Here is a 21,487-nt window from a genome sequence, read left to right on the forward strand (position 1 = left end):
TTTCCAAGAAGATTTTGTACCAAAGGAGAGGATATACTCAAAGTGTTTATCTTCTCCTTTGGTCTTTAGTGCATATTTTTAATATCCGGGATTTTGTACCAGGTAAGGATTGGCATCAATTGCTGTTGCAGGAATTGGGAAGAGTTTTGCAGTAGGTTTATAGGAGCTCTTTAAGGCACCCAGTACGGCATCTGCCTGTCCTGTACGTTTCAGGTTATACCAACGGTAAGCCTGTTCACAGAAAAGTTCCTTACGGCTTTCAAGCAAAATTTCATCCAGCAATGTGGCCTGGTCGGTCGTTGTACTGGCTGTTGCTTCAGCCCTTGAGCGGATCATATTCATATCGCTCAGTGCACCGCTCAGGTTCGTTCCTGTCCTGGCTCTTGCTTCAGCCCTGATCAGGTACTGTTCTGCGAGGCGAAGTACGGTAGGAGACTCTGCTACACCTGCAGCAACTGCCAATGCATTGGTGGTATACTTGTATTTGAAAGGCAAGACCTTTATGGTTGTACCGATGGTATCACGTCTCATCCATTTCTCGCGGCGCTTGTCTGTATCACTGAAAAGCGCCACAAATGAACCACGTAATTCATACTGTGCCGTTCCTCCGAAAGAAGGAAGAAATGTTCCGGCTTCCATGGTATACTGATTGGTTACATTAATTGGCGGGGACATCTGCCAGATGCTTTCCGTATTGTTTTTTACCCATACGCCATTAGTGATATTAGCAGTTGGGATCAGGCTGTAAAGGTTGGAAGCAATAACTTCCGAAGCATTACTTTCTGCTGCAGTATAATCTCCGTTAAAGAGCGATACCCTGGCCAGCAAAGCAGTGGCTACAAAACGGTTCACCCCAAGCCTGGTATTGGAAGATGCCGTATAATCAGGCAGCAAATTGGCTTTGGCATCTGTCAGGTCGGCAATCATCTGTGCATAAATTGTGGCGATTGGTGTTTTTGGCATCACTGCATTCACTGCTACATTTGTTGTCAATACCAGGGGTACTTCTCCGAAACTGTTGACAAGGTTGAAGTAGCAATACGCACGGATGGCCTTGGCTTCTGCAGTATAGGATTTCTTTACCGCATCTGAAGTTCCGCTATATTTCTGTAGTCCCTCAATGATGGCATTTGCCCTATAGATGGTGCTGTACCAATCGCTGAAAATGGAAGACTGGAAGGTACTCAGGAAAGAATAGGAATTGTTGAACAGTTCACTACTGGTCGCATTAATGCCGGTATACAACAGGTCATCTGCTTGAATAGAGCTGTAAACAGGAAGACTGGTACTCTGTGTAGTGCTGCCTGAAAGGCCTGTATAGAGTCCGGAAAGTGCATTTGCCGCCAGCTTATCTGACGAAAATACGGTTTCTGTGGTAATTTCATTGATTGGCGGATTGATGTCTACAATTTTCTCACAGGCAGAAAGTAAACATGTGGTGATTCCCAGTCCAGCCAGTATTATTTTGTTAAATGTCTTTTTCATGTGGTGTTGGATTAAAAAGTAAACTGTAAACCTGCAACGATACTGCGCAATGGTGGAGTAACTACCCCTTGCGATTCAGGATCAAAACCCTCATATCCGGTGATGGTGAATAGATTTTGTGCCTGGGTAAATACAGAAACTTTCTGTGCATGCAGCTTCGTCAATAGTTGCGTGGGCAGTGTGTAAGAAAGGCTGACATTTTTTAACCGGATAAATGAAGCATCAACAAGGTTTGCATCCGATCCTGACCAGTTGCTGTAGGCCAGATACGAAGGAAGTCCGTTTGTTCCGGCAGTTCCTGCTGTCACCAAATAGTCCTGCGAGCCTAAGGCAAGGTAATCGTTCACTACGCTGGAAGCCATGTTATACATATATCCCGGAGGATAGAAGGAAGATGTGGCAAGGCTGCGTCCTTTTTGTTTAACAAACTGGAAAGTGAAATCAAGGTTAAAACCTTTATAAGTAAAGGAGTTGGTTAATCCCCCGAAATATTCAGGTTGCATAGGGCCTGCATAATAACGGTCACCACGTCCTGTTGCTGCAAATCCTGTAGTTGGATTTCCGCCAGAACCATTGAAATCTGTAAAGGCAGGCAGATTTGTTGTCGGATTGATCCCGGTATACTGATACACATAATATGAACTGATCGGATTACCCACCAGGTATTGTGTATAATAGGAAGTCTTTTCTATACCAGGGAAGGACAATAGTTTATTGTTATTCTTACTGATGTTGAAACTGGATGTCCAGTTGAAGGTCTTGGTCCTGATGTTTGTACTGTTGAGGCTAAGTTCCAGTCCTGAGTTTTGTACTACGGCTGAAAGGTTGCTTTGGTAACCTGAAAATCCTGTTTGCGGACTTAGCGGATACGTAATCAGCTGGTTGCCGGTACGGTTTCTGTAATACGAGGCCGTCATAGACAAGCGGTCGTTCAGGAAGCCCAGCTCCAGTCCGCCTTCCAGTTTTTTAGTGCTTTCCCATTTGAAGTCATCGTTAGCGATCCTTGAAGGGTTCAGGCTTGATGTTCCATTGTACACAGAGGAGTTTGCAGTATAAGATGCCAGGTACTGATAATCACCAATTTCATCACTCCCCACTACACCATAACTACCGCGTAATTTACCAAAGCTAAACCAACTCAACTGGTCTTTCAGCCATTTTTCTTCACTGAATACCCAGGCTGCACCAATGGATCCGAAGTTTCCGAACTTATTGTTAGGGCCGAACCTTGAGGATCCGTCACGTCTGAAATTGGCATTTACAATATATTTATTCTGGATATTATAGTTGATACGCCCAAAGAGTGAAGCAAATTTATAGTCTTTTGAAGCTGTACTTGTAGAGACTGTGGTTGCCAGTGACATATTCTGGAGAAGGTCATCACTGGAGAATCCAGAAGCAGAAATAGAGTAAGGTTGTTTAGATTGTCTGAACTGATAAGTCCCTCCGGCAAGTAAATTCACTGTTCCTATACCTAGTTTTTTATTATAGGTAATCTGTGGTTCTACAATGTAGTTATTGGAATAAGTATAAGCATAGGATGCTGTACCGGAATTGACTACGCTATAGGCATCACTCAGTGAGGTAGAAGGCCTGAGGACCACCTGGTTCATGTCCGTTTTGCTGTAGCCCATGGTGGTCTTGATATCCAGTCCTTCCAGGATATTATACTTAACATTGAGACTGGTCATTAGGTTACTTGTACGGTTGTCATTGGTCTGGTAGAGGTAACCATAAGGGTTTCCGGGACCGGCAACCCAATATAATGTGCCATCCGGTTTGTAGATTGGGTAATTTGGCGGCAATGAATAAGCAAAAGTAGCGATATCTGTTGTAGAGATATTGTTTTTATCTGTTGAATACATCACTGAGACACCCAGGGTAAGTTTCTGGTCCAGGGAAGCATGGTTAATACTTACTTTGGCACCCCCGCGTTTATACGTCTGGTCACCCGGATACACATTTCCTTCCTGGTGGTAGTTTCCGCTGATGTAAAAATTGGTACGTGCATCACCACCGGTGATATTGGCATTGATATCATGTGTCAATGCAGTTCCACCCAATAGTTCTTTCTGCCAGTTGGTACTGGTGTTCGGATCCCATGACACCAGGTCTGGTGCATTGGTCGCATTTGGCGTGGTTGGGTTGGTAGTAAGATTGGCAAACCCCTTTCTTCTGAGGGCAAGGTATTCGTCTGTATTCAGCATATCAACAAAGTGGGGAACCACTGCTGCTCCTGAAGAGGCATTTACGCTGAACTTCGTTTTACCGGCAGTTCCTTTCTTTGTAGTAATCAATACCACACCATTTGCACCTCGTGATCCATAGATCGCTGTCGCATCGGCATCCTTTAACACCTCAATACTTTCGATATCAGATGGATTAATGGTGTTCATTGGACTGGTATTCCCTTCAGCAGAAGGGAACGCAGAAGAGGCTGCTGTAAGGTTGATCGGTTCTGATATAAAAGGAACTCCATCTACAATATAGAAAGGACGGTTGCTCTTGCCAATAGAATTGGATCCACGAATTTGTACGTTTATTCCTGCACCCGGTAATCCGTTTGTCTGGGTAATAGATACACCCGGTAAACGTCCCTGTAATGCCTGTAAAACATTCGTTACCGGCTGTTTTTCAATATCTTTAGCCGATAATCCTGTTTGTGATCCGGTACTGGTTCTTTTGGTGGTGGTTCCATAGCCGATAACCACAATCTCATCCAGCCTGGCTGGATCCGGTTTCATGGTCACTTTCAGTGTGGTGGTTGAATTTACCACAACTTCTTCAGTTTTATACCCGATAAAAGAGAATTCGAGCACAGTATTGGGCGCAGATATACCCAACGCAAAATGACCTTTTGCATTGGTCGTAGCCGTTTGGAATCCTGTTTTTGCCCGGATAGAAACACCAATCATGGCTTCCCCGTTTTCATCCAGGACATCTCCTGAAACGACGAAACCCTCCCGTTTCTCTTCGTCACGATCAGTACTAACAAGAGGGGACGCTGAAGGAGCTGTTTCAAATTCATTCATGGATTTGACTACCACGAACTGATCATTGATCACCTCATAAGTTAGTTTATCCGATTTCAGGACAGCATTCAGGACATCCTTTACTTTTATATTTTCATAATTGCCACTCATCTTTGAATTGCTGTTCCTGATGACATTATTATAAACCAGGCGGAACTTGGCTTTGGCAGCAATTGACTTGAGGATACTTTCCAGTTTTTGTTCAGAAAAGGCGATGGTTACCCGCTTTTCGATGAGTTGTGCTTCTGCCGGGGCCGACCAGCTAAGCTGACCTGCAAAAGCGATAACCAGAATTTGCATAAATGAAAATTTCATAATCTTGATGAGTATCGAGCGTGCATCCACTGCAGCTGGCCGATGGAAACCGTTACCGTCTCCAGGCGCAAAATTTTGGGCACAGTCTGGTCTATTGGACAATTTGTTGTACATTTGATTGGTTTAAGTAGTAAGAATTAGGCTATTGAATCATTGCAGCAGGGTGTTCGTAGCACTCCTGCTGTTGCTTTTTATGGTGGTTGAGTAAAGTTTATTTCATTAGTCGCATCCTCCTCCCTGAAGTGTAATTTTATCCTGTTTAAGTGCATATCTGGAATTGAGTACAGAGGAAATCACTTTGAGTGTATTTTCAAGGGATTGGTCTGTCACATCTGCCGATACAGAGCAGTTGGTATATTTTTCATCTCCGGTGGAGATTTTGACATTGAATTTTTGTTCAATCCGGCGACTGACTTCGCTGAAGGTTGCATTTTCAAAGTTCATGTCATATTGTGTACCATGGAGAATTTGTGGTTTTTCCGTTATAGGGGTAGTGATGATGCGTGGCAGTTGCGTGACATTGAGTACCTGGTATTCCTGTCCGGGTATCACCAATACAGTAGCAGGGGAAGGTTTGCCGGCAAGGGCTTTCGCTGTGATGGCCACTTTTCCGGTGAGAACGGTTAATTTAAAGGTTTTTGCCTCATGATTCTCCTTGATATAGAAACTGGTTCCCAGTACCCGCGCTACATAACTACCAGTTCTGATGAGGAATGGATGCTTCTTATCTTTTGATACTTCAAACAGTGCTTCCCCATACAGCGTAACTTCACGTGTGGTATCACTGAATTTTGAAGGGAATTCCAGTCTGCTGTTGCCTTTAAGCCAGACAATGGAATGATCGGGCAAGTGTATTTTTGTTACTTTTCCATTGGCAAGGTTCTCTACTTTCTTTTGGACAATTGGATCTGTGCGTTGCTGCCGGGAGCTAAGGATACCAATCGTTGCAATAATGGCGACAGATGCCGCAGCAGCAATCTTCCACCAGGAAAGAAGTCCGGTGGCTGGACTGGTCGATTTCTTTTGGGTGATCTCCCTGAAGAGTCTATCCATAAGCTGGGTCTTACTCTCCTTCTGAAGATTCCATACGGTGCGTTCCTCAGGAGTTTGTGCATACCAATTTTCCAGTTGGGCCAACTCCTCCTGGGAAATGGTATTTTCCATTAGCTTTTTAGCTAAAATTTCAATCTCCGTATTTTGTTTGTCCGGGTGTTTCATAGGCGTTATACCTATTAGTACAAGAAATGGAAGCAAACCCTTGGTTGGTATTGAAAAAAAATGATTTTTTTTTCAATTACCTGTAAATAAATAGTAAAAGAGAGAAAATTCCCAGGTTCAGGTTGTTTTTTAGATGTTTTAGTGCTTTGGTGATATGACCTTCTACTGTTTTTTCACTGATTTCCATTTTTGAAGCAATTTCCTTGGTGGTCATGCCTTCGTTTCTGCTTAATTCAAATACCATACGGCATTTTTCCGGAAGTTGGGCAACCAGAGTCTCAATCTCTTTCCTTATTTCATCGAAATCAAGCCAGTTTTGTGTTGCATTGTCGGGTAGTGTGTCTGCCATGATACCATCTATAGCTGTAGCCTGGTGTTTGGCACGTTCCGCGAACTTTGCATAAATCCTGTATTTTAGGCTGGCCGAAAGATAGGTGCGAAAAGTATATTTAAGTATGGTTTGATGGCGTGTATTCCATATGGAAAGGAAAACATCCTGGAGCACTTCTTCGGCGTCATCCTGGGAGTGAAGCTTTTGAAGTGAGATTTCCAGCATTTTGTCCCAGTAGCGATGGAAGAGCACAGCGAATGCCTTGTCGCTGTTCTGCTTCAATAATGAAAATAAAACTTCATCCGGTTCCTCGCTCAACCTTCCCATGTATAATTTAATAATTTCCTAATATAATGTTTAAGATTGATTTGTCAAATTAATACAGAATGCGGCCTTATGGAGATTTCACTCCCATTATGGGAATGAAGCTACTGGAACCTCAGCCTTTTCAGGATTGGAACGGTTAAACGCTATAAAAATAATGATGCTCAATGACACGAAAACCGCACCCACCAATGCGGTATAACTTACGCCCGAACCTCCTGAAATTGCAACTCCACCACCAAAGGCACCCAGTGCATTTCCTAAGTTAAATGCCAGCTGAGCCATGGCACCACCCATCATCGCCCCGCCTTCAGAATGTACCAGGAACAATTGTTGCTGCGGAGCTGAAACACCAAACAGGCAACCTGCAATGATACACATCATAAAGATAGAGAGCTGGTCATATTTGCCAAAAAAGAAGATGGTCACCAGTGCCAGTACCATGATAAACTGGATCATCATGGCCACCATACCAGGCGCATAACGGTCAGAGAAACGCCCGCCTAAATAATTTCCCAGACACATACTGCCGCCCGATAATACCATTAGAAATGGAATCACATCGACATTCAATCCTGCAACCTGTGTCATAAAAGGGCTGACGTAGCTATACCAGGCAAAAATCCCTGCATTTCCGAGTCCTGTGACGCCCATCAGTAACCAGGGCTCTTTTTTCGATAAAAAGGAAAACTGCCCTTTAATATTGCTTTTGGGCTGTGGCTGAAGCACAGGAATCCAGCGAAGAATAGCCAGGATGGTCAGTACCCCGCAAACGGCGGTAAACAGAAATATTAAACGCCAGGATACATAGTGTCCCAGCAGATTTCCAAGAGGAACCCCCAAAAGATTGGCAACTGTCATTCCCATCATCACACTTGCAATGGCAGCATTGACTTTACCATCTTTTGCCAGTCGGTTGGCAACAATCACGCTGACACCAAAGAAGGCTCCATGCGGAAAGCCGGTGATGAAGCGTGCACAGAGGGCAAGCCAATAATTTGGAGCAATGGCGGTTAGGCAACTGCCAACAGAAAAAATAACCATCAGTAAAACGAGAATCCGGCGAAGAGGATAATTCCTGGTGACGATCACAATCAGCGGCGCACCGATACAAACCCCAAGGGCATAGGCGGCTATCAGATTGCCAGCCTGGGCAATAGAGATATCCAGTTTATGGGCAACATCAGGTAAAATACTCATCATGATAAATTCGGCAAGGCCTAAACAAAAGGCACCCATGGACAAGGCAAATAAGCTTTTTCTCATTCGTAAAAGGTCAATATAATTTCGGCTGCAAATAAATAGACAATCTTGTGAAAGAAACTGTCCTGTATTGCTCATTTATTGTCTAATTTTATTCGTTTTCCGATCTATAGCTTATATTATGTCTCCAAAAGTAAAATATGAACAAATCTCTCAGGATATTGGTGCTTCATTCCGTTACGAATGGTCGGTTCGTGATTATAAAAAGGAGATCCCTCTGCATTTCCACCCTGAATTGGAAGTGACTTATATCCACAGGGGATCGGGTTACCGTATGGTTGGAGATTTCCTGGAGCCCTTTTTTGAAGGAGAAGTGCTTTTTTTTCCGGCGAATGTACCGCATTGTTGGATCTATGATCCGGAAAGCTGTCCTCCGGATGGTAACCGGGAGTGTCTTTTTGTGCAATTCCTTCCTTCTGTACTGGAGAAGGGAGTTTCTTTTTTTGGGGAATGGGAACTTTTCGCACGTTACCTCCTTTCCAGACAGCAAAGCCTGAAGCTTGAAGGGGAAAGTGCTGAAAAGGTCAAAGTAATCATGAAAGCCATGACGGAACAGCAGCCCAACAGACGCCTGCTCTCCCTAATCGAGATTTTGCTGATCATTGCGGTGGACAAAGAGTATACACCAGTAGGCATTTCTGACCGTACTTTTAGCAAGATCACGAAACACATGGAGCGCCTGCAGGTGATCTTCAAGTATGTGATTGAAAACTACAAGGAAAAGATTACTCTTGCCGGGGTTGCTGGTGAAGTAAAAATGACCGAGACTGCTTTCTGCGCCTTCTTCAAGCGGGAAATTGGAAAATCTTTTACCACCTATCTCAATGAGTACCGCATTCAAATGGCCTGTAACCTGCTTAGGAACTATCCAGCATATAAAATCAGTGCCATTGCCTGGCAGTGTGGTTTCATGGATATGCCCTATTTCAACCGCTGTTTTAAGAAAATGAAAGGGGTAAGTCCAGCAGGATGGAGAAGTAACAGCCAGGAAATGACCGAATGATGGATTGGCTTTAAATAGGATAAATTGTTCTGGTTCCCAGCTCTCCGGCAACAAGGGCTTTTGTCGCCAGTCGATAAAACAAGGAGTGGTCTACAATTCCCGGAATCATTTTTACCTGATGATTTACCAGTTCAGGAACCAGTACACGATTGAAATAAATATCAGCAAGTAAATTACCGTTATCAGAAATCAGTGCACCATCCTTTTGGGTACTCATCCGCAATTTAATGGTGGCATCAGGATAATTATTCGCTAGTTTATGCATGACCACTGACTGGGCCTGAGGAAGAATTTCCAGTGTTAAGGGGTAAGTTCCGTCCAGTACAGGGCAGAGTTTGGATTCATCACCCATCAGAATAAACTCATCGGCCATTGAAGCCAGAATCTTTTCGGTCGTGTGGATGCCTCCGCCACTTTTCAATGCATTCAGTGCTGTGTCAAATTGGTCGCAGCCATCAAAATAAATGTCTAAATGGCTTAAGGAGGAAGGATGTAGTAATTTCAAGCCCTGTGATCTTAAAATTTCCGTAGTTTTAAAGGAAGAGGAAGTAAAGTTTAGAGATGCGCAAAGTGCTGAATCAGCACCAATTAAAGCGATCAGATTTGACACGGTAGTTCCAGCGCCAAGTCCTATAGTTTGTCCTGGTTTTAAAAATTGGAAGGCAGCTAGCGCTGCGGCTCGCTTGTAATCGGTCATGATGTCTCCGGCTTTAATTGATCTTTGGCTAAAATACCTACTTTAGTCGAAATACGGCGGGTCTTTCCAAGATTTTACAAATGCTCCCTAAGCATTCGCAGGATTTTCATCTTTAGGTGAAAGCGGCTCCAGCTGATAAAAGCACATAATGGCCATTGAAATACACACCAAAATAACCGGAAGATATAAATAAATCATTTTTATAGCCTTTAACGAGCTTTCAGTTTGGGGTTGACCACCATGGTATCCTCCTTTCGACAAAATGTATACTGCCACGACTCCAGATACCGCCATGGCAATTTTTCCGATGAACTGGTTGATGGCGGCAATCAGTCCCCCGACATTAATTCCTGTTTTCGATTCTCCATAATCCACCGGATCTGCCTGCATAGAGAAATATGCGGTATGACGCAGACCAAAACCCAAAGCAGAAATGATGGTGCCGGCAATTAGGAGATTAAACTGTTCCGCTGAGAAAATAAGCATAAATATCCCGAGGAGATGGACAACGCTTGACAAAAGAAACATGTTTTTCTTTGACATGAACCGGGCTAAAAAAGGAGTGGAAAAAGTCCCCAGAGCTGGCAGGATTGCCGACAACGTGGTGATGGTGGCGATCATCTCTGTATTTGCCTTTGCACAGTACGTATAATAATACAGTAAACCTCCCTGTTGCAGAAAATAGGCTCCCCACATAAAAATGATGTTCAGGGCAAACAATTGCCAGGGTCGGTTAGACAATAATGAACGGAAAGAAATTCTGACTGAAAAAGAGACCTTATTGCTGCGGACGGTTTCTTTTACCATTGAAAAAGTGATACAGAGAAAAATTGCAGCTACCGCTCCATAGCCAAGCATCGTTAAAAAATAGCCTGTCTGAAGGTCTGTACCACCCAGGTAATTCACTAAAGGCAAGGTGGCTGTTCCAACTACCGTTGCACCAATAAATGAAAACAGGATTCTTGAAGTCGCCAGATTGGTACGTTCATTTAAATCTGCCGTTAAATTGGGCAAGATGGATGTGAGTGGCATATTCACCACCGTGTATGTCAGTGACAGCCCAAGATAGGTGACAAAAGCATAACTAATTTTCCATTGTACCGATAATTGGGGTACATAGAAAGCAGCAGCAGAAAAAAGGGCAAAAGGTAAAGCACCCCAGAGGAAGTAAGGACGTGATTTTCCCCAGCGGCTTTTTGTATTGTCAATAATAAAGCCCATCAGCAGATCGCCTGCACCATCAATCAGCCGGGTGACCAGGAAGATGAGGCCAATACTCACCGCAGGAAGCTTCATGATATCGGTATAAAAATACATCTGGTAAATCGTCAGCATTTGCCAGACCAGGTTACATCCCAGGTCGGCAATGCCATAGCCTAACCGCTGCCGCCATATGAATGAATTCCGATACATTTAGAATAGAGCGCTGATATTTTGGATTGTTCCGGTTTAAAAAATAAAAGAGTACTTTTGACTCAATAGATAAAGGTAGGATTTTAATTATCATTTATTGCGGCAATGAAAAAACAGGAAGATTGGAAAGCAATTGTAGAAAAAGGGCATAAAAATTACCTTCCTCATTTATCGGTCGATTGTGTGGTCCTTGGTTTCCATGACAATCAGCTGAAGGTACTGTTGCTGAAACCCAGGCAAAAAAAGGAATGGGCCCTGCCTGGAGGATTTGTGCTGTTGAATGAAACCCTGGAAGAGGCGGCTTACCGCACATTGTATGAGCGGACAGGATTGGAAAACACCTTCCTTGAGCAGTTCCATATTTTCAGTGATCCGCAACGGACAAAAAAACATTTCCGTAACGATGTGGAATTTAAAAGTATTGGGATAGAATTGCCGCCGGATAACTGGCTGACGAAACGATTCCTGACAGTAGGATTTTACGCGTTAGTGGAATTTTCAAAGGTAGTTCCCAAACCCAATATCTTATCCGATTACTGTGAGTGGTGGGAGCTCGATAAGGTCGGTCAGCTGGCACTTGACCATAACGCCATCCTCAGTCGTGCCATGGAAGTCCTGCGCCTCCAGCTAAAATATAAACCTATTGGCTATAACTTGCTACCGGCAAAATTTACCCTTTCAGAGCTGCAGCATTTGTATGAAACGCTACTTGACAAAAAGCTGGACAGGGGTAATTTTAACCGGAAAATGCTTACCTATAAATTCCTGACCCATCAGGATGAAAAGAAAAGTGGTGTTCGTCACAAAGCACCCTTTCTTTATTCTTTCGATCTGGAAAAATATAACCAGGCTTTAAAAGAAGGATTAACTGGCGGAATCTGATCCTGGTTCCTTTGAAGAGCTTTATACTGAATTCCGGCAAATGATATGGAAAGGGACTGGCAGGTGCTTTGCACTGTCCTGCAGAATCAGGTCGGCCATCAGTTCACCCATCTGCTGGAAATCTGTGGAGATGGTCGTCAGACCATTCAGGACCATCCTTTTGAGCGGGGTCTCATTATAAGAAATCAGCCCCACATTTACACCCGTCTGTAAACCTGATTCCTGGATTTTATCGATCAGGATCACCAGTTCCTCTTCCATTAAACTGATGTATAAGGTTCCGGCCATGATTTCCTCTTTTCTAACATCTTTAATGGTGCCATAAGGCAACATATTTTTTTTACAGAATTTCCTGAAACCATGGAGTATTTCGGCCGCATGCGCACTGCTGTCCGGAAATACGATCTTTAAGCGTTCATATTTTTTTATCCGCTCCAGCATCGCGTCAAGGGCCTGGTAAATATCCTTTTCAAAATCCTGGTACACTGCTCCTTTATACAAACCCTGGTATTGCAGGTACCGGTCGAGGATATACAGCTGTTCCGGGGCAATGGACTTAAGAATCTCATAAATGGGCTCGTCATTTTTCACAACAGGGGGAATAATCACAAAAGTATGGTAAGATTGCAGTTTCTCTGTAATCAGTTCCTGAAGCTCTTGCAGGTCATTGTTATACACACAAAGGTCGACCGTTGCAAAGTTTCTTATCCTGGAAATAAAAGCATCATAAATGATCTTCTTGTGCGTACTGATCTTGTTAAAAAGCAGCAGGATCTTCTTCCTCGGATGGGTATAGGGTGTTTTGATGTAATACCCTTTTCCAGGTATACTGCCTAAAAAGCCTTTCTCTTTTAATACACTATATGCTTTTTCGCTGGTATTCTTTGATATATCAAGCGCCACACACAAGTCATTGATAGAGGGCATCACATCGCCCTGACTGATCATGCCATCCTCAATTCCCTGTTTAATAGACGCAAAAATCTGGTGGTAAAGGGGCACACAGGATTCCTTATTGATCGATAGTATCTTGAGGAAGTTTCTCATAATATTTGGCTTGATGAGAATAAAACTTTAAAGTCTTTGAGTTATTATGACGCAATGTATTTCTATTTTTCCTATTTTCAAACAAAAAAGCGATCATTCTCAGGATTTAATTTCCGATAAAAACATTGAAATAGCTGTGTTTTTGTTTTTTTAAAGCATTGATATTCAGGTTTTAACTGTTTACTAAATAATGACTGGCTGATTTGTTCGCCAAAGGGGTAAGTAGGGGACAGTTAACTATCCATCATGTATTAGTTTTGATTCATCATTGAGTTATTATTACTCATTGTACCAAATATGAACCGGGGCTTCGCCCAAAAATTAACCAAGTATGAAAAGATTTTACCTGAGTATGAAGGGGTATCAGCTGTTGTGGCTCCTGTTATTCCTGCTCTCCTCTAAGGGAGCATTTGCACAAATTAAAGTTTCCGGCAGTGTGAAGGACGAAACCAATCAGCCCCTGATTGGTGTAACTGTCGGTGTCAAAGGGACGACTTTACGGGCCATGACCAATGAAAAAGGGGTGTATACCATTGCTGTTCCTTCTGATGGAACATTGATTTTTAGTTATATTGGTTACACTTCACAGGAAATTGCTGCCGGCGGAAGATCTGTGGTCAATGTGAATCTTATACCCTCAGCTAAAAATCTGGATGATGTGGTCATTGTTGCCTATGGTACCCAAAGCAGGAGAGCGGTGACCGGAGCTGTTCAGACCATTAATCAAAAAGAATTGCAGGATTTACCCACGGCACAGGTTACACAAAAGCTTCAGGGTAAACTTGCCGGTGTACAGATTAACCAGACCACCGGTATTCCGGGACAGGGAATGTCGGTACGGGTTCGTGGCCAGGCCTCCATCTCAGCAGGAAATGATCCTTTATATGTTGTCGATGGTTTTCCTATTACTGGCAATATCGCCAATATCAATCCCGATGAAATTGAAAGTATCAGTGTACTGAAAGATGCTTCCTCTACTTCCCTGTATGGGTCGAGAGCGGCTAATGGGGTCGTGATTGTGACCACCAAACGAGGTAAATCCGGCCAGTCGAATATCAGTGTGAGTTCGTATTATGGTGTGCAGTCGGTTCCCGGCAGGGGTATGCCCAACCTGATGAATGCCAGGGAATTTGCACAGTTCAAAAAAGAGGTTGCCCTGGAGAACAACCAGGCGGTACCGGAGCTATTTCAGCATCCTGAGCAATATGGAGAAGGAACCAATTGGCTGGATGCGGTAACACGTACTGCACCCATCCAGAATTATTCGGTCTCTTATAACAGCAGCAAAGATAAATTCAGTACTGCAGTTGTTGCCGGTTTTTTCAGACAGGAAGGTATCCTGCTCAACTCAGATTATAACCGGTATTCCCTGCGTTTCAATACAGATTATCAGTTTAATGATAAAATCAGGATAGGGTTTAATGCTGCGCCTACGGTGACAACAAATCATACCCCGCAAAGTGACGGGATATGGTATAATTCACCAAGTATTGTTCAGTCTGCTTTAATGACTTCGCCGCTGGCACCCTATAAAAATGCGGATGGCAGCATCCCTTTGACAACGAATGGTTATGGTACTGCAGACGGGCCAAACTGGTACAATCAGGTGCAGGTCGTTAAAAATACCTCGAAGTCGGCAGGATTAATTTCAAATGCTTTTGTGGAAGCTGAGCTGGTCAAAAATTTAGTATACAAGTCCAGCATCAATATTGATATGGGCAATACGGTTACTGATTTTTTCTATCCCTCTACTGCAGGAAATGTATTTAATGCACCCAATGAAGCGGACGCCTCGAGGATCAGTGCTTCTCATGGCAACAGCTGGGCCTATTCCTGGTTATGGGAAAATACACTGGCTTACAAACATGCTGTAGGAAACCATAATTTCGATGTTTTAGCAGGATATACTTCCCAAAGTGCCCATTCAGAATCGGGCTCCCTGAATGGTACCGGATTTCCGGACAACAACATCAAGACCTTGAATGCGGCAAAAACCATTACGGGCTCCACAGATATCCAGGATTGGACCTTATTATCTTATGTGGGACGTTTGAATTACAGCTTCAAAGGCAAATACCTGTTCTCTGCAGCTATCCGTCGTGATGGCTCCTCAAAATTCGGAGTGGATAAACGCTGGGGGAATTTTCCTTCTGTTTCTGCAGGATGGATTGCCTCTGATGAAAGTTTTATGCAGCATTTAAAAGCCATTTCCTTTTTGAAATTCCGTGCGAGTTATGGGGTGATCGGGAACAATAATGTGGGTAATTATACCCAATATGCAAGTGTAGTGCCTACGAATAATCCGGTGAATGATGTATTCCTTAGTGGTAAAAGTATCGCGGGACTGAACAATGTGGGCCTGGGATGGGAAAATACGAAAGAACTCGACTTGGGTTTCGACCTTAATTTTATCAATAACCGTATTAAATTTGGCTATGACTACTACCATAAAACAACGGAAAGCCTATTGTATACCGTAGATATTCCCATTTCTTCCGGTTTCTTCAATTTTGCAACGAATGTCGGGAAACTGGCTTTCTGGGGACATGAGTTTACCTTAAGTACACAGAACCTGCAGGGGAAACTGGGCTGGAATTCAGACTTTAATATTTCTTTCAATAAAAATAAAGCCCTGGCACTGGGTACTTCCAATGCTGCTATTTATGGTGACAATACCATTACCCAGGTAGGACAGCCTTTAGGACAGCTGTATGGTTTGGTATGGGAAGGATTGTATAAAAATCAGGCAGATTTTGATGCTTCTCCGAAATACATCGGTGCAGAGGTAGGGATGGTAAAATTCAGGGATGTAAACGGGGATGGTATAGTAACGAATGATGACAGGGATAAAACGGTGATCGGCAATGCCTCTCCGAAGTTTATTTTCGGTTTTACCAACAGTTTCACCTATAAAATATTTGATCTCAGTATCGTCGCATCAGGAGCCTATGGCAGTAAAATCATCAATGTCAGCGAACGTTTTACCACAAATCTTGACGGATCGTTCAACGTACTGAAAGGCCTGGCGAACCGCTGGCGCTCGGAAGACAGTCCCGGAGAGGGGATTTATGGTAAGGTTAAAGCAGGAACTACCGGTCAGGAAAGGGATTGGAGCAGCTCCAAATTTGTTTACGATGCAAGTTACCTGACCATCAAGAACATCACCCTTGGGGCACAGTTGCCTATCAGAACAAATAACTATATCAAAGGACTCCGTTTGTATGCCAGCTGCCAGCAGGTATTTGTCTTTACCAAATATCCGGGCAATAACCCTGAGGTATCTGCAGCCGGAGGTTTATTTTCAGGCAGTGATTATACCACCTACCCGGTTCCAAGGACCTTCTCCCTGGGCTTAAACCTGAACCTCTGATCTGCTCCATTTACTGATCAGCCAGGCAAGGATGATCCAATTTGTGGAGCCAAGAGCAGTAGGATGTAATCACAGGCTTCACCTGACCATTAACAACAAAAACAATGAAAGCAAAAATATCAATATATATAACAGCAGTACTTGCGCTGAGCTCATGTAAAAAAGATTTTCTCACCCAGCTGCCGGAGACTGTAGTTTCTGCTGAAGCTTTTTATAAGACAGAATCAGACTTTCAACAGGCAAATATTGGCCTCTATAATCCATTAAGGACTTTGTATGGTGCCGGACTTGCCGATTACGGGGCATGGACTATGGGAGAAATGCGGTCCGATAATACCTGTTTCAGTTTTAACAGCAGCAACCGTGGTTATGCCGACCGGGAGTATGTAGACCTGTTTATTGATGATTCCAACGGAGGGGCAATTCAGAATAAATATAACAATGATTATATTATCATCGGCCGTGCCAATCAGGTACTGAAAACTATTGACAATGCCACTTTTGATGAAGTGAAAAAGAATAATTATAAAGGACAGGCCTTGTTCCTGAGGGCCTTTGCTTATTTTGATCTGGTCCAGTATTTCGGAGATGTTCCCCTGGTGTTAATTCCGCCGACCAGTTATGAAGAAACCAATGCACCAAAATCAGGTAAGGATGATATTTACAAACAGATCATCGCTGATGCTACGCTCGCCGGGTCTTTACTTCCTGAGCCATCTGATGCGACGAAAGGATATGTGGCTAAGGGAGCTGCCTATACTTTATTGGGGAATGTTCAGCTTGTGCTGAAACAATGGGAAGCAGCTGAGACTGCCTTATTAAAAGTTCAGGGATATTCCTTACTTGCAGATTATGCGGCAATTTATGAACCCAATAATAAGAACCATGCAGAGTCTATATTTGAAATTCAGTATTATGACGACCCTACTGCAGGGGTAGCCAGTAATTTTGCCTATAACTTCCTGCCCATCCTCAATAATCCAGGAGTGATCACGGGTTTTCCGAATGGAAATACAAATGCCTATGCGGGATGGAATACGCCTACACCAGATCTGATCGCCCTTTACCAGACGAATGATAAAAGAAAAACGGCATCTATAGGATTTTATACTGGTGAGGGCTATACCAACCGGCCCTATGTCAAAAAATATGTTCATGGTGCTACCGTTGCACCAAATACGAATGATAATTTTCCTGTTTACCGCTATGCAGAAGTATTGCTGATGCTGGCAGAGGCGAACAACGAACAGGGCAAAACAGGAGTAGCACTGGGCTACCTGAACCAGGTACATGCGCACCCAAGAACGGGTCTCGAAGCATTAACGGTAACGGATCAGATAGGTTTAAGAACTGCAATTATGCTGGAGAGACAGATTGAACTGGCTTTTGAGAATAAAAGGTGGCTGGATTTGGTCCGTACCGGAACTGCCATTCAGGTGATGAATGCGCAAGGGGCAAAGCTTAAAGCGAATCCTCAGGCGTATTACTATCCGGCAGGCGTTACGCCTACGGCAGATGCCTATAAGGTGACAGCCACCCGGTTAATTTTTCCAATCCCGAACAGGGAAATACGGCTGAACCCAATTCTTACCCAAAATCCTGGATACTAAACTGTTTAAATGGACTACCTGTTAATTTATTATTCATATGAAGGAGAGCATTGCACAAATGGTCTCTGTAATTTTTAAAAAGATACGATGCGAAAAAGAGAAACGATGGTATGTCTGCTGTTTTTTATCACCACTGATTTTTCAGGCTGGGCTCAGGTGGCGAAACCAGTGGAGGCACAAAGTTTACCGGTAACATTTTTGAAGACTAGCGGGCAGGTGATCCGTGACCGTGCCGGTAAAGGTCAGGTGCTGAATCTAAGGGGTACCAACCTGGGCAGCTGGTTGAGCATGGAGGCCTGGATTGGTCCGCTGGGAAAGGCCATCACTGAAAGAAGGAACTGGAAGGTTGACGTCACGAATTCCGGCAGTAGGCAACGCGGTATCGCCCTGGTGGATGGTGATCTCAGGTCGACAGGGACAGTATTGAAAGAAGCGGAAATCATTGAAATCGATCTGGGGATGCCTACTGTTTTTGATGAACTGGTCATTTCTTCAGCCACAGCGGACCATTCATCTGACAGATTATTGGTCTCTGAAGATAAACTCAAATGGGACACCGTCAAGAAATCTGAATACCTGAACGGACAGACGAAATTTGTTCTGGATGCAAAGGCAAGGCGTTATATCGTCCTGAAGAATAAAGAAGAGGGACAGAAAATAGATGCTATAGCAGAATTATACACCTATATGGATGATGATTTTTCAGTGCGGAATTCGATGATCAGCAGGTTTGGTGCGAGGAAAACAGATGAACTGTTTGATGTTTACCAACAATTGTGGATCACTACTGCTGACTTGGACAACATTCGGCAAATGGGAATGAACATGGTTCGTGTGCCCGTTTATTGGATGGAACTGATGGATAATGCCGGGGCAATTAAAAAAGGGGCTTTCCGTCAGATGGATTGGGTCATATCGGAATGCAGGAAAAGAGGGATGTATGTGATTATTGATTTACATGGTGCTCCCGGAGGATTGGATGGTTACATCACCAGCGGACAGGCATTTACCAATGAAATCTGGAATGATCCGAAATGGAGATCATGGACTGAAAAAATCTGGGTGGCCATTGCCAAAAGATATAAAGGCAATCCTACTGTTGCAGCTTATGATTTAATGAATGAGCCAGTCAGCAATAACAAAGCATACCCTACAAAGAAATTGTACGATCAGTTGTATCATGCAGTGAGGGCAGTTGATGCGGACCATATCATTGCTATGGGTGCTTTCTACAATTTTGATTTCCTGGGTTCCCCGGGTGCAAACAAATGGGAAAATGTACTGTACCAGGCGCATTATTACAACACCGATATCGATAATAAAGACAGCCAGGAGGGCTTCATGAAATTTGCACTCCAGGACATGGCTTCTCATCAGAAAGATTGGAATGTTCCTGTGTACGCAGGAGAGTATAACTTCTGGCAATATCTTGATATCTGGAAACAATGGATGCAGGGATTAAATGCAATTAATGCTTCCTGGTCTAACTGGACCTATAAAAACAGGGTATCGCAGCCTGCCAGCTGGGGCTTTTACCATGTCAACGAGAATGCAGTGCCGGATATGAGCTTTGACAGTGCAGAGGAAATCAAGGGCAAATGGTTAAAGTTTACAACGCCCAATTTCAAAGTGAATGCCGAACTGATCAATACCGTAAAAGAAATGACCCGCGAACCCGCAGTTCCGGTCACCATAACACCTTAACCTAATATTTTCACTTTATAAAATATAATCAGATGAATAGATTTTTCAAAGTTTTGCTCCTGGGAGGACTCATGTTTCATAGCGCCGACCTTTTCTCCCAGGATGTGTATAGCTCCAGCCGCGAGCTTTGGCTCAGTAAAGCCGAAGCCTTAAAACCCAGTTTAACCGAAACGATTAAACACCCAATAAACATGGTCCTGCTGGAGAAAGATCCGCAGGCTTTTCAGGGCTGGAAGGTAAAACCTGTAGCGGCCGCTGTTCAGCTTTACGGAGCAAGCTTCAGTAAGCAAAAATCGGTCGTGCTGGATTTTGGTGAGCATATGACCGGATTTTTCAGTTTCAAAGTGGATACGCTGATCAGGACTCCTGATGCCCCATTGCGTTTCAAGTTAACCTTTGGCGAAGTTCCTTCAGAAGTTGCCACGCCTTTTGATCCTTACAACGGAGACCTGAGCAGGGCATGGTTGCAGGATGAGATTATTACTGTGATGGATGTTCCCTCAGAAATTAAGATTGCCAGAAGATTAGCCTTCCGGTATGTGAAAATAGAGCTATTGGGCAGTTCCCAGTATTATGATTTTACGATTACTGAAGCTACCTGCAAGGCAGTTTCCTCTGTATCTACTACTCCCGAATTGTTACCTGAAAGTGTTCCTCCGATCATCCGGGAGATTGACAAGGTGGGCATACATACCTTGAAGGAATGTATGCAAACTGTTTATGAGGATGGCCCGAAACGCGACAAGCGGCTGTGGTTGGGTGATTTGTATCTTGAATCCCTGGCGAACATGTATTCCTTTAAAAATCATGCGCTGACCAAAAGATGCCTTTACCTGCTTGCCGGATTAAGCGCTCCGAATGGCTATCTGTTTGGTACGGTGTTCGAAGCACCGGAACCTCATCCTCAGGCCAAACAGTTCCTGATGGATTATGCTTTCCTGTTCAATGCTTCATTGCAGGAATATGTGAAGGCAACGGGCGACAAGGAAACCGGGAATGATTTATGGCCAGTTGCGCAAAAACAATTAAAGATCATCGATACTTACCTGATGAAGGATGGCATGATGGATTTCGAAAGGGCCAACAAAGAATGGTGGTTATTTTTCGACTGGAAGGAAGGTTTACATAAACAGGCTGCCTTACAGGGGGTATCCATTTTTGCCCTGAACCAGACCTATGAACTGGCTAAGCAATTGGGTAAAGAAGGCCAGGTCGCTTACATTCCTGCTTTGGTTTCCAAAATGAAAAAAGCTGCTAAAAAGTATCTTTATGATGCGAAATCCGGTAATTTTTTCAGTGGTTCTGATAAACAGGTTTCTTATGCATCACAGATCTGGATGGTTCTTGGTGGGGTACTGGATAAGCCTTCCGCACAGAAAGCATTACGGAATACAATGGCAGATAAAAAAGCGGTATATCCGGGAGGACCTTATTTATACCATTATTTCATTCAATCGCTGATTGATGCCGGGATGGCGAAAGAGGCACGTGTTACGCTGGAAGAATACTGGGGAGGAATGGTGAAGAAAGGGGCGGATACCTTTTGGGAAGTGTATGACCCTGCCGATGAGTATCTTTCTCCCTATAAGTTTTTCCCGATTAACAGTTATTGCCATGCCTGGAGTTGTACACCGGTCTATTTTATCCGGAAATATCCTGCTATTTTTCAGCAATAGCGATCTCGTTATTAAGGGACTATGCATGGTGAATTTTATTTTTGCCATGCATAAACTTCAACATATGTAAATGTTTTTCTGCTTTTTATCTGGCAATTTTGACCATATTTTTTAAAG

14 protein-coding genes are annotated in these 21,487 nt (G+C 43.5%); 6 read left to right on the forward strand and 8 right to left on the reverse strand.

The genetic code is table 11. The annotated features are described in order from the left end of the window. Positions 1-78: 78 nt before the first annotated feature. The 5 genes from ACSBL2_RS11005 to ACSBL2_RS11025 form a co-directional block, all read right to left on the reverse strand. Positions 79-1,485, reverse strand: coding sequence for a RagB/SusD family nutrient uptake outer membrane protein (locus tag ACSBL2_RS11005; RefSeq protein ID WP_442591744.1), 1,407 nt, complete (start codon positions 1,483-1,485; stop codon positions 79-81). An 11-nt stretch (positions 1,486-1,496) separates the two neighbouring features. Further along, positions 1,497-4,832 (reverse strand): SusC/RagA family TonB-linked outer membrane protein, encoded by a 3,336-nt coding sequence (locus tag ACSBL2_RS11010; protein WP_442591745.1) that lies wholly within the window; start codon positions 4,830-4,832, stop codon positions 1,497-1,499. 219 nt (positions 4,833-5,051) lie between these two features. Then, a complete protein-coding gene (locus tag ACSBL2_RS11015; protein ID WP_442591746.1) occupies positions 5,052-6,050 on the reverse strand; it encodes a FecR family protein in 999 nt (332 codons plus the stop codon). Between the two features lie 76 nt (positions 6,051-6,126). After that, complete coding sequence (locus ACSBL2_RS11020; protein ID WP_442591747.1) at positions 6,127-6,708, reverse strand: RNA polymerase sigma-70 factor; 582 nt, start codon at positions 6,706-6,708, stop codon at positions 6,127-6,129. Between the two features lie 87 nt (positions 6,709-6,795). Next, entirely contained in the window at positions 6,796-7,971 is a 1,176-nt protein-coding gene (locus ACSBL2_RS11025) for an MFS transporter (RefSeq protein ID WP_442591748.1), read from the reverse strand. A 118-nt stretch (positions 7,972-8,089) separates the two neighbouring features. Here ACSBL2_RS11025 and ACSBL2_RS11030 point away from each other — a divergent pair, with 118 nt between their 5' ends. After that, on the forward strand, positions 8,090-8,971 hold the full coding sequence (locus ACSBL2_RS11030; protein WP_442591749.1) for an AraC family transcriptional regulator: 882 nt from the start codon (positions 8,090-8,092) through the stop codon (positions 8,969-8,971). 10 nt (positions 8,972-8,981) lie between these two features. Here the strand turns inward: ACSBL2_RS11030 and rpiA are convergent, their stop codons facing one another. After that, complete coding sequence (gene rpiA, locus ACSBL2_RS11035) at positions 8,982-9,668, reverse strand: ribose 5-phosphate isomerase A (RefSeq protein WP_442591750.1); 687 nt, start codon at positions 9,666-9,668, stop codon at positions 8,982-8,984. 87 nt (positions 9,669-9,755) lie between these two features. Next, entirely contained in the window at positions 9,756-11,081 is a 1,326-nt protein-coding gene (locus ACSBL2_RS11040; protein WP_442591751.1) for an MFS transporter, read from the reverse strand. 105 nt (positions 11,082-11,186) lie between these two features. On the opposite strand from ACSBL2_RS11040, the gene ACSBL2_RS11045 reads away from it, so the two are divergent. After that, positions 11,187-11,963, forward strand: coding sequence for an NUDIX hydrolase (locus ACSBL2_RS11045; protein ID WP_442591752.1), 777 nt, complete (start codon positions 11,187-11,189; stop codon positions 11,961-11,963). 21 nt (positions 11,964-11,984) lie between these two features. Here the strand turns inward: ACSBL2_RS11045 and ACSBL2_RS11050 are convergent, their stop codons facing one another. Then, complete coding sequence (locus tag ACSBL2_RS11050; protein ID WP_442591753.1) at positions 11,985-13,010, reverse strand: GntR family transcriptional regulator; 1,026 nt, start codon at positions 13,008-13,010, stop codon at positions 11,985-11,987. A 331-nt stretch (positions 13,011-13,341) separates the two neighbouring features. Here ACSBL2_RS11050 and ACSBL2_RS11055 point away from each other — a divergent pair, with 331 nt between their 5' ends. The 4 genes from ACSBL2_RS11055 (at position 13,342) to ACSBL2_RS11070 (ending at position 21,370) form a co-directional block, all read left to right on the forward strand. Beyond that, positions 13,342-16,380: a SusC/RagA family TonB-linked outer membrane protein gene (locus ACSBL2_RS11055; RefSeq protein ID WP_442591754.1), complete on the forward strand. Its 3,039-nt coding sequence runs from the start codon at positions 13,342-13,344 to the stop codon at positions 16,378-16,380. A gap of 104 nt (positions 16,381-16,484) precedes the next feature. Continuing rightward, a complete protein-coding gene (locus tag ACSBL2_RS11060) occupies positions 16,485-17,990 on the forward strand; it encodes a RagB/SusD family nutrient uptake outer membrane protein (RefSeq protein WP_442591755.1) in 1,506 nt (501 codons plus the stop codon). A gap of 87 nt (positions 17,991-18,077) precedes the next feature. Then, the gene (locus tag ACSBL2_RS11065; protein ID WP_442591756.1) at positions 18,078-19,694 is read left to right on the forward strand and encodes a glycoside hydrolase family 5 protein; all 1,617 of its coding nucleotides are present in this window, start codon (positions 18,078-18,080) and stop codon (positions 19,692-19,694) included. Positions 19,695-19,726: 32 nt separating this feature from the next. Further along, a complete protein-coding gene (locus ACSBL2_RS11070) occupies positions 19,727-21,370 on the forward strand; it encodes an alpha-L-rhamnosidase-related protein (protein WP_442591757.1) in 1,644 nt (547 codons plus the stop codon). Positions 21,371-21,487: the final 117 nt, after the last annotated feature.

It is taken from the genome of Pedobacter sp. AW31-3R (assembly GCF_052180285.1).
Lineage (GTDB): Bacteria > Bacteroidota > Bacteroidia > Sphingobacteriales > Sphingobacteriaceae > Pedobacter.

Excerpts from the sequence above, each read along its gene's own strand:
- ACSBL2_RS11005 (WP_442591744.1), bottom strand. The coding sequence starts at position 1,485 with ATGAAAAAGACATTTAACAAAATAATACTGGCTGGACTGGGAATCACC.
- ACSBL2_RS11010 (WP_442591745.1), bottom strand. The coding sequence starts at position 4,832 with ATGAAATTTTCATTTATGCAAATTCTGGTTATCGCTTTTGCAGGTCAG.
- ACSBL2_RS11015 (WP_442591746.1), bottom strand. The coding sequence starts at position 6,050 with ATGAAACACCCGGACAAACAAAATACGGAGATTGAAATTTTAGCTAAA.
- ACSBL2_RS11020 (WP_442591747.1), bottom strand. The coding sequence starts at position 6,708 with ATGGGAAGGTTGAGCGAGGAACCGGATGAAGTTTTATTTTCATTATTG.
- ACSBL2_RS11025 (WP_442591748.1), bottom strand. The coding sequence starts at position 7,971 with ATGAGAAAAAGCTTATTTGCCTTGTCCATGGGTGCCTTTTGTTTAGGC.
- ACSBL2_RS11030 (WP_442591749.1), top strand. The coding sequence starts at position 8,090 with ATGTCTCCAAAAGTAAAATATGAACAAATCTCTCAGGATATTGGTGCT.
- rpiA (WP_442591750.1), bottom strand. The coding sequence starts at position 9,668 with ATGACCGATTACAAGCGAGCCGCAGCGCTAGCTGCCTTCCAATTTTTA.
- ACSBL2_RS11040 (WP_442591751.1), bottom strand. The coding sequence starts at position 11,081 with ATGTATCGGAATTCATTCATATGGCGGCAGCGGTTAGGCTATGGCATT.
- ACSBL2_RS11045 (WP_442591752.1), top strand. The coding sequence starts at position 11,187 with ATGAAAAAACAGGAAGATTGGAAAGCAATTGTAGAAAAAGGGCATAAA.
- ACSBL2_RS11050 (WP_442591753.1), bottom strand. The coding sequence starts at position 13,010 with ATGAGAAACTTCCTCAAGATACTATCGATCAATAAGGAATCCTGTGTG.
- ACSBL2_RS11055 (WP_442591754.1), top strand. The coding sequence starts at position 13,342 with ATGAAAAGATTTTACCTGAGTATGAAGGGGTATCAGCTGTTGTGGCTC.
- ACSBL2_RS11060 (WP_442591755.1), top strand. The coding sequence starts at position 16,485 with ATGAAAGCAAAAATATCAATATATATAACAGCAGTACTTGCGCTGAGC.
- ACSBL2_RS11065 (WP_442591756.1), top strand. The coding sequence starts at position 18,078 with ATGCGAAAAAGAGAAACGATGGTATGTCTGCTGTTTTTTATCACCACT.
- ACSBL2_RS11070 (WP_442591757.1), top strand. The coding sequence starts at position 19,727 with ATGAATAGATTTTTCAAAGTTTTGCTCCTGGGAGGACTCATGTTTCAT.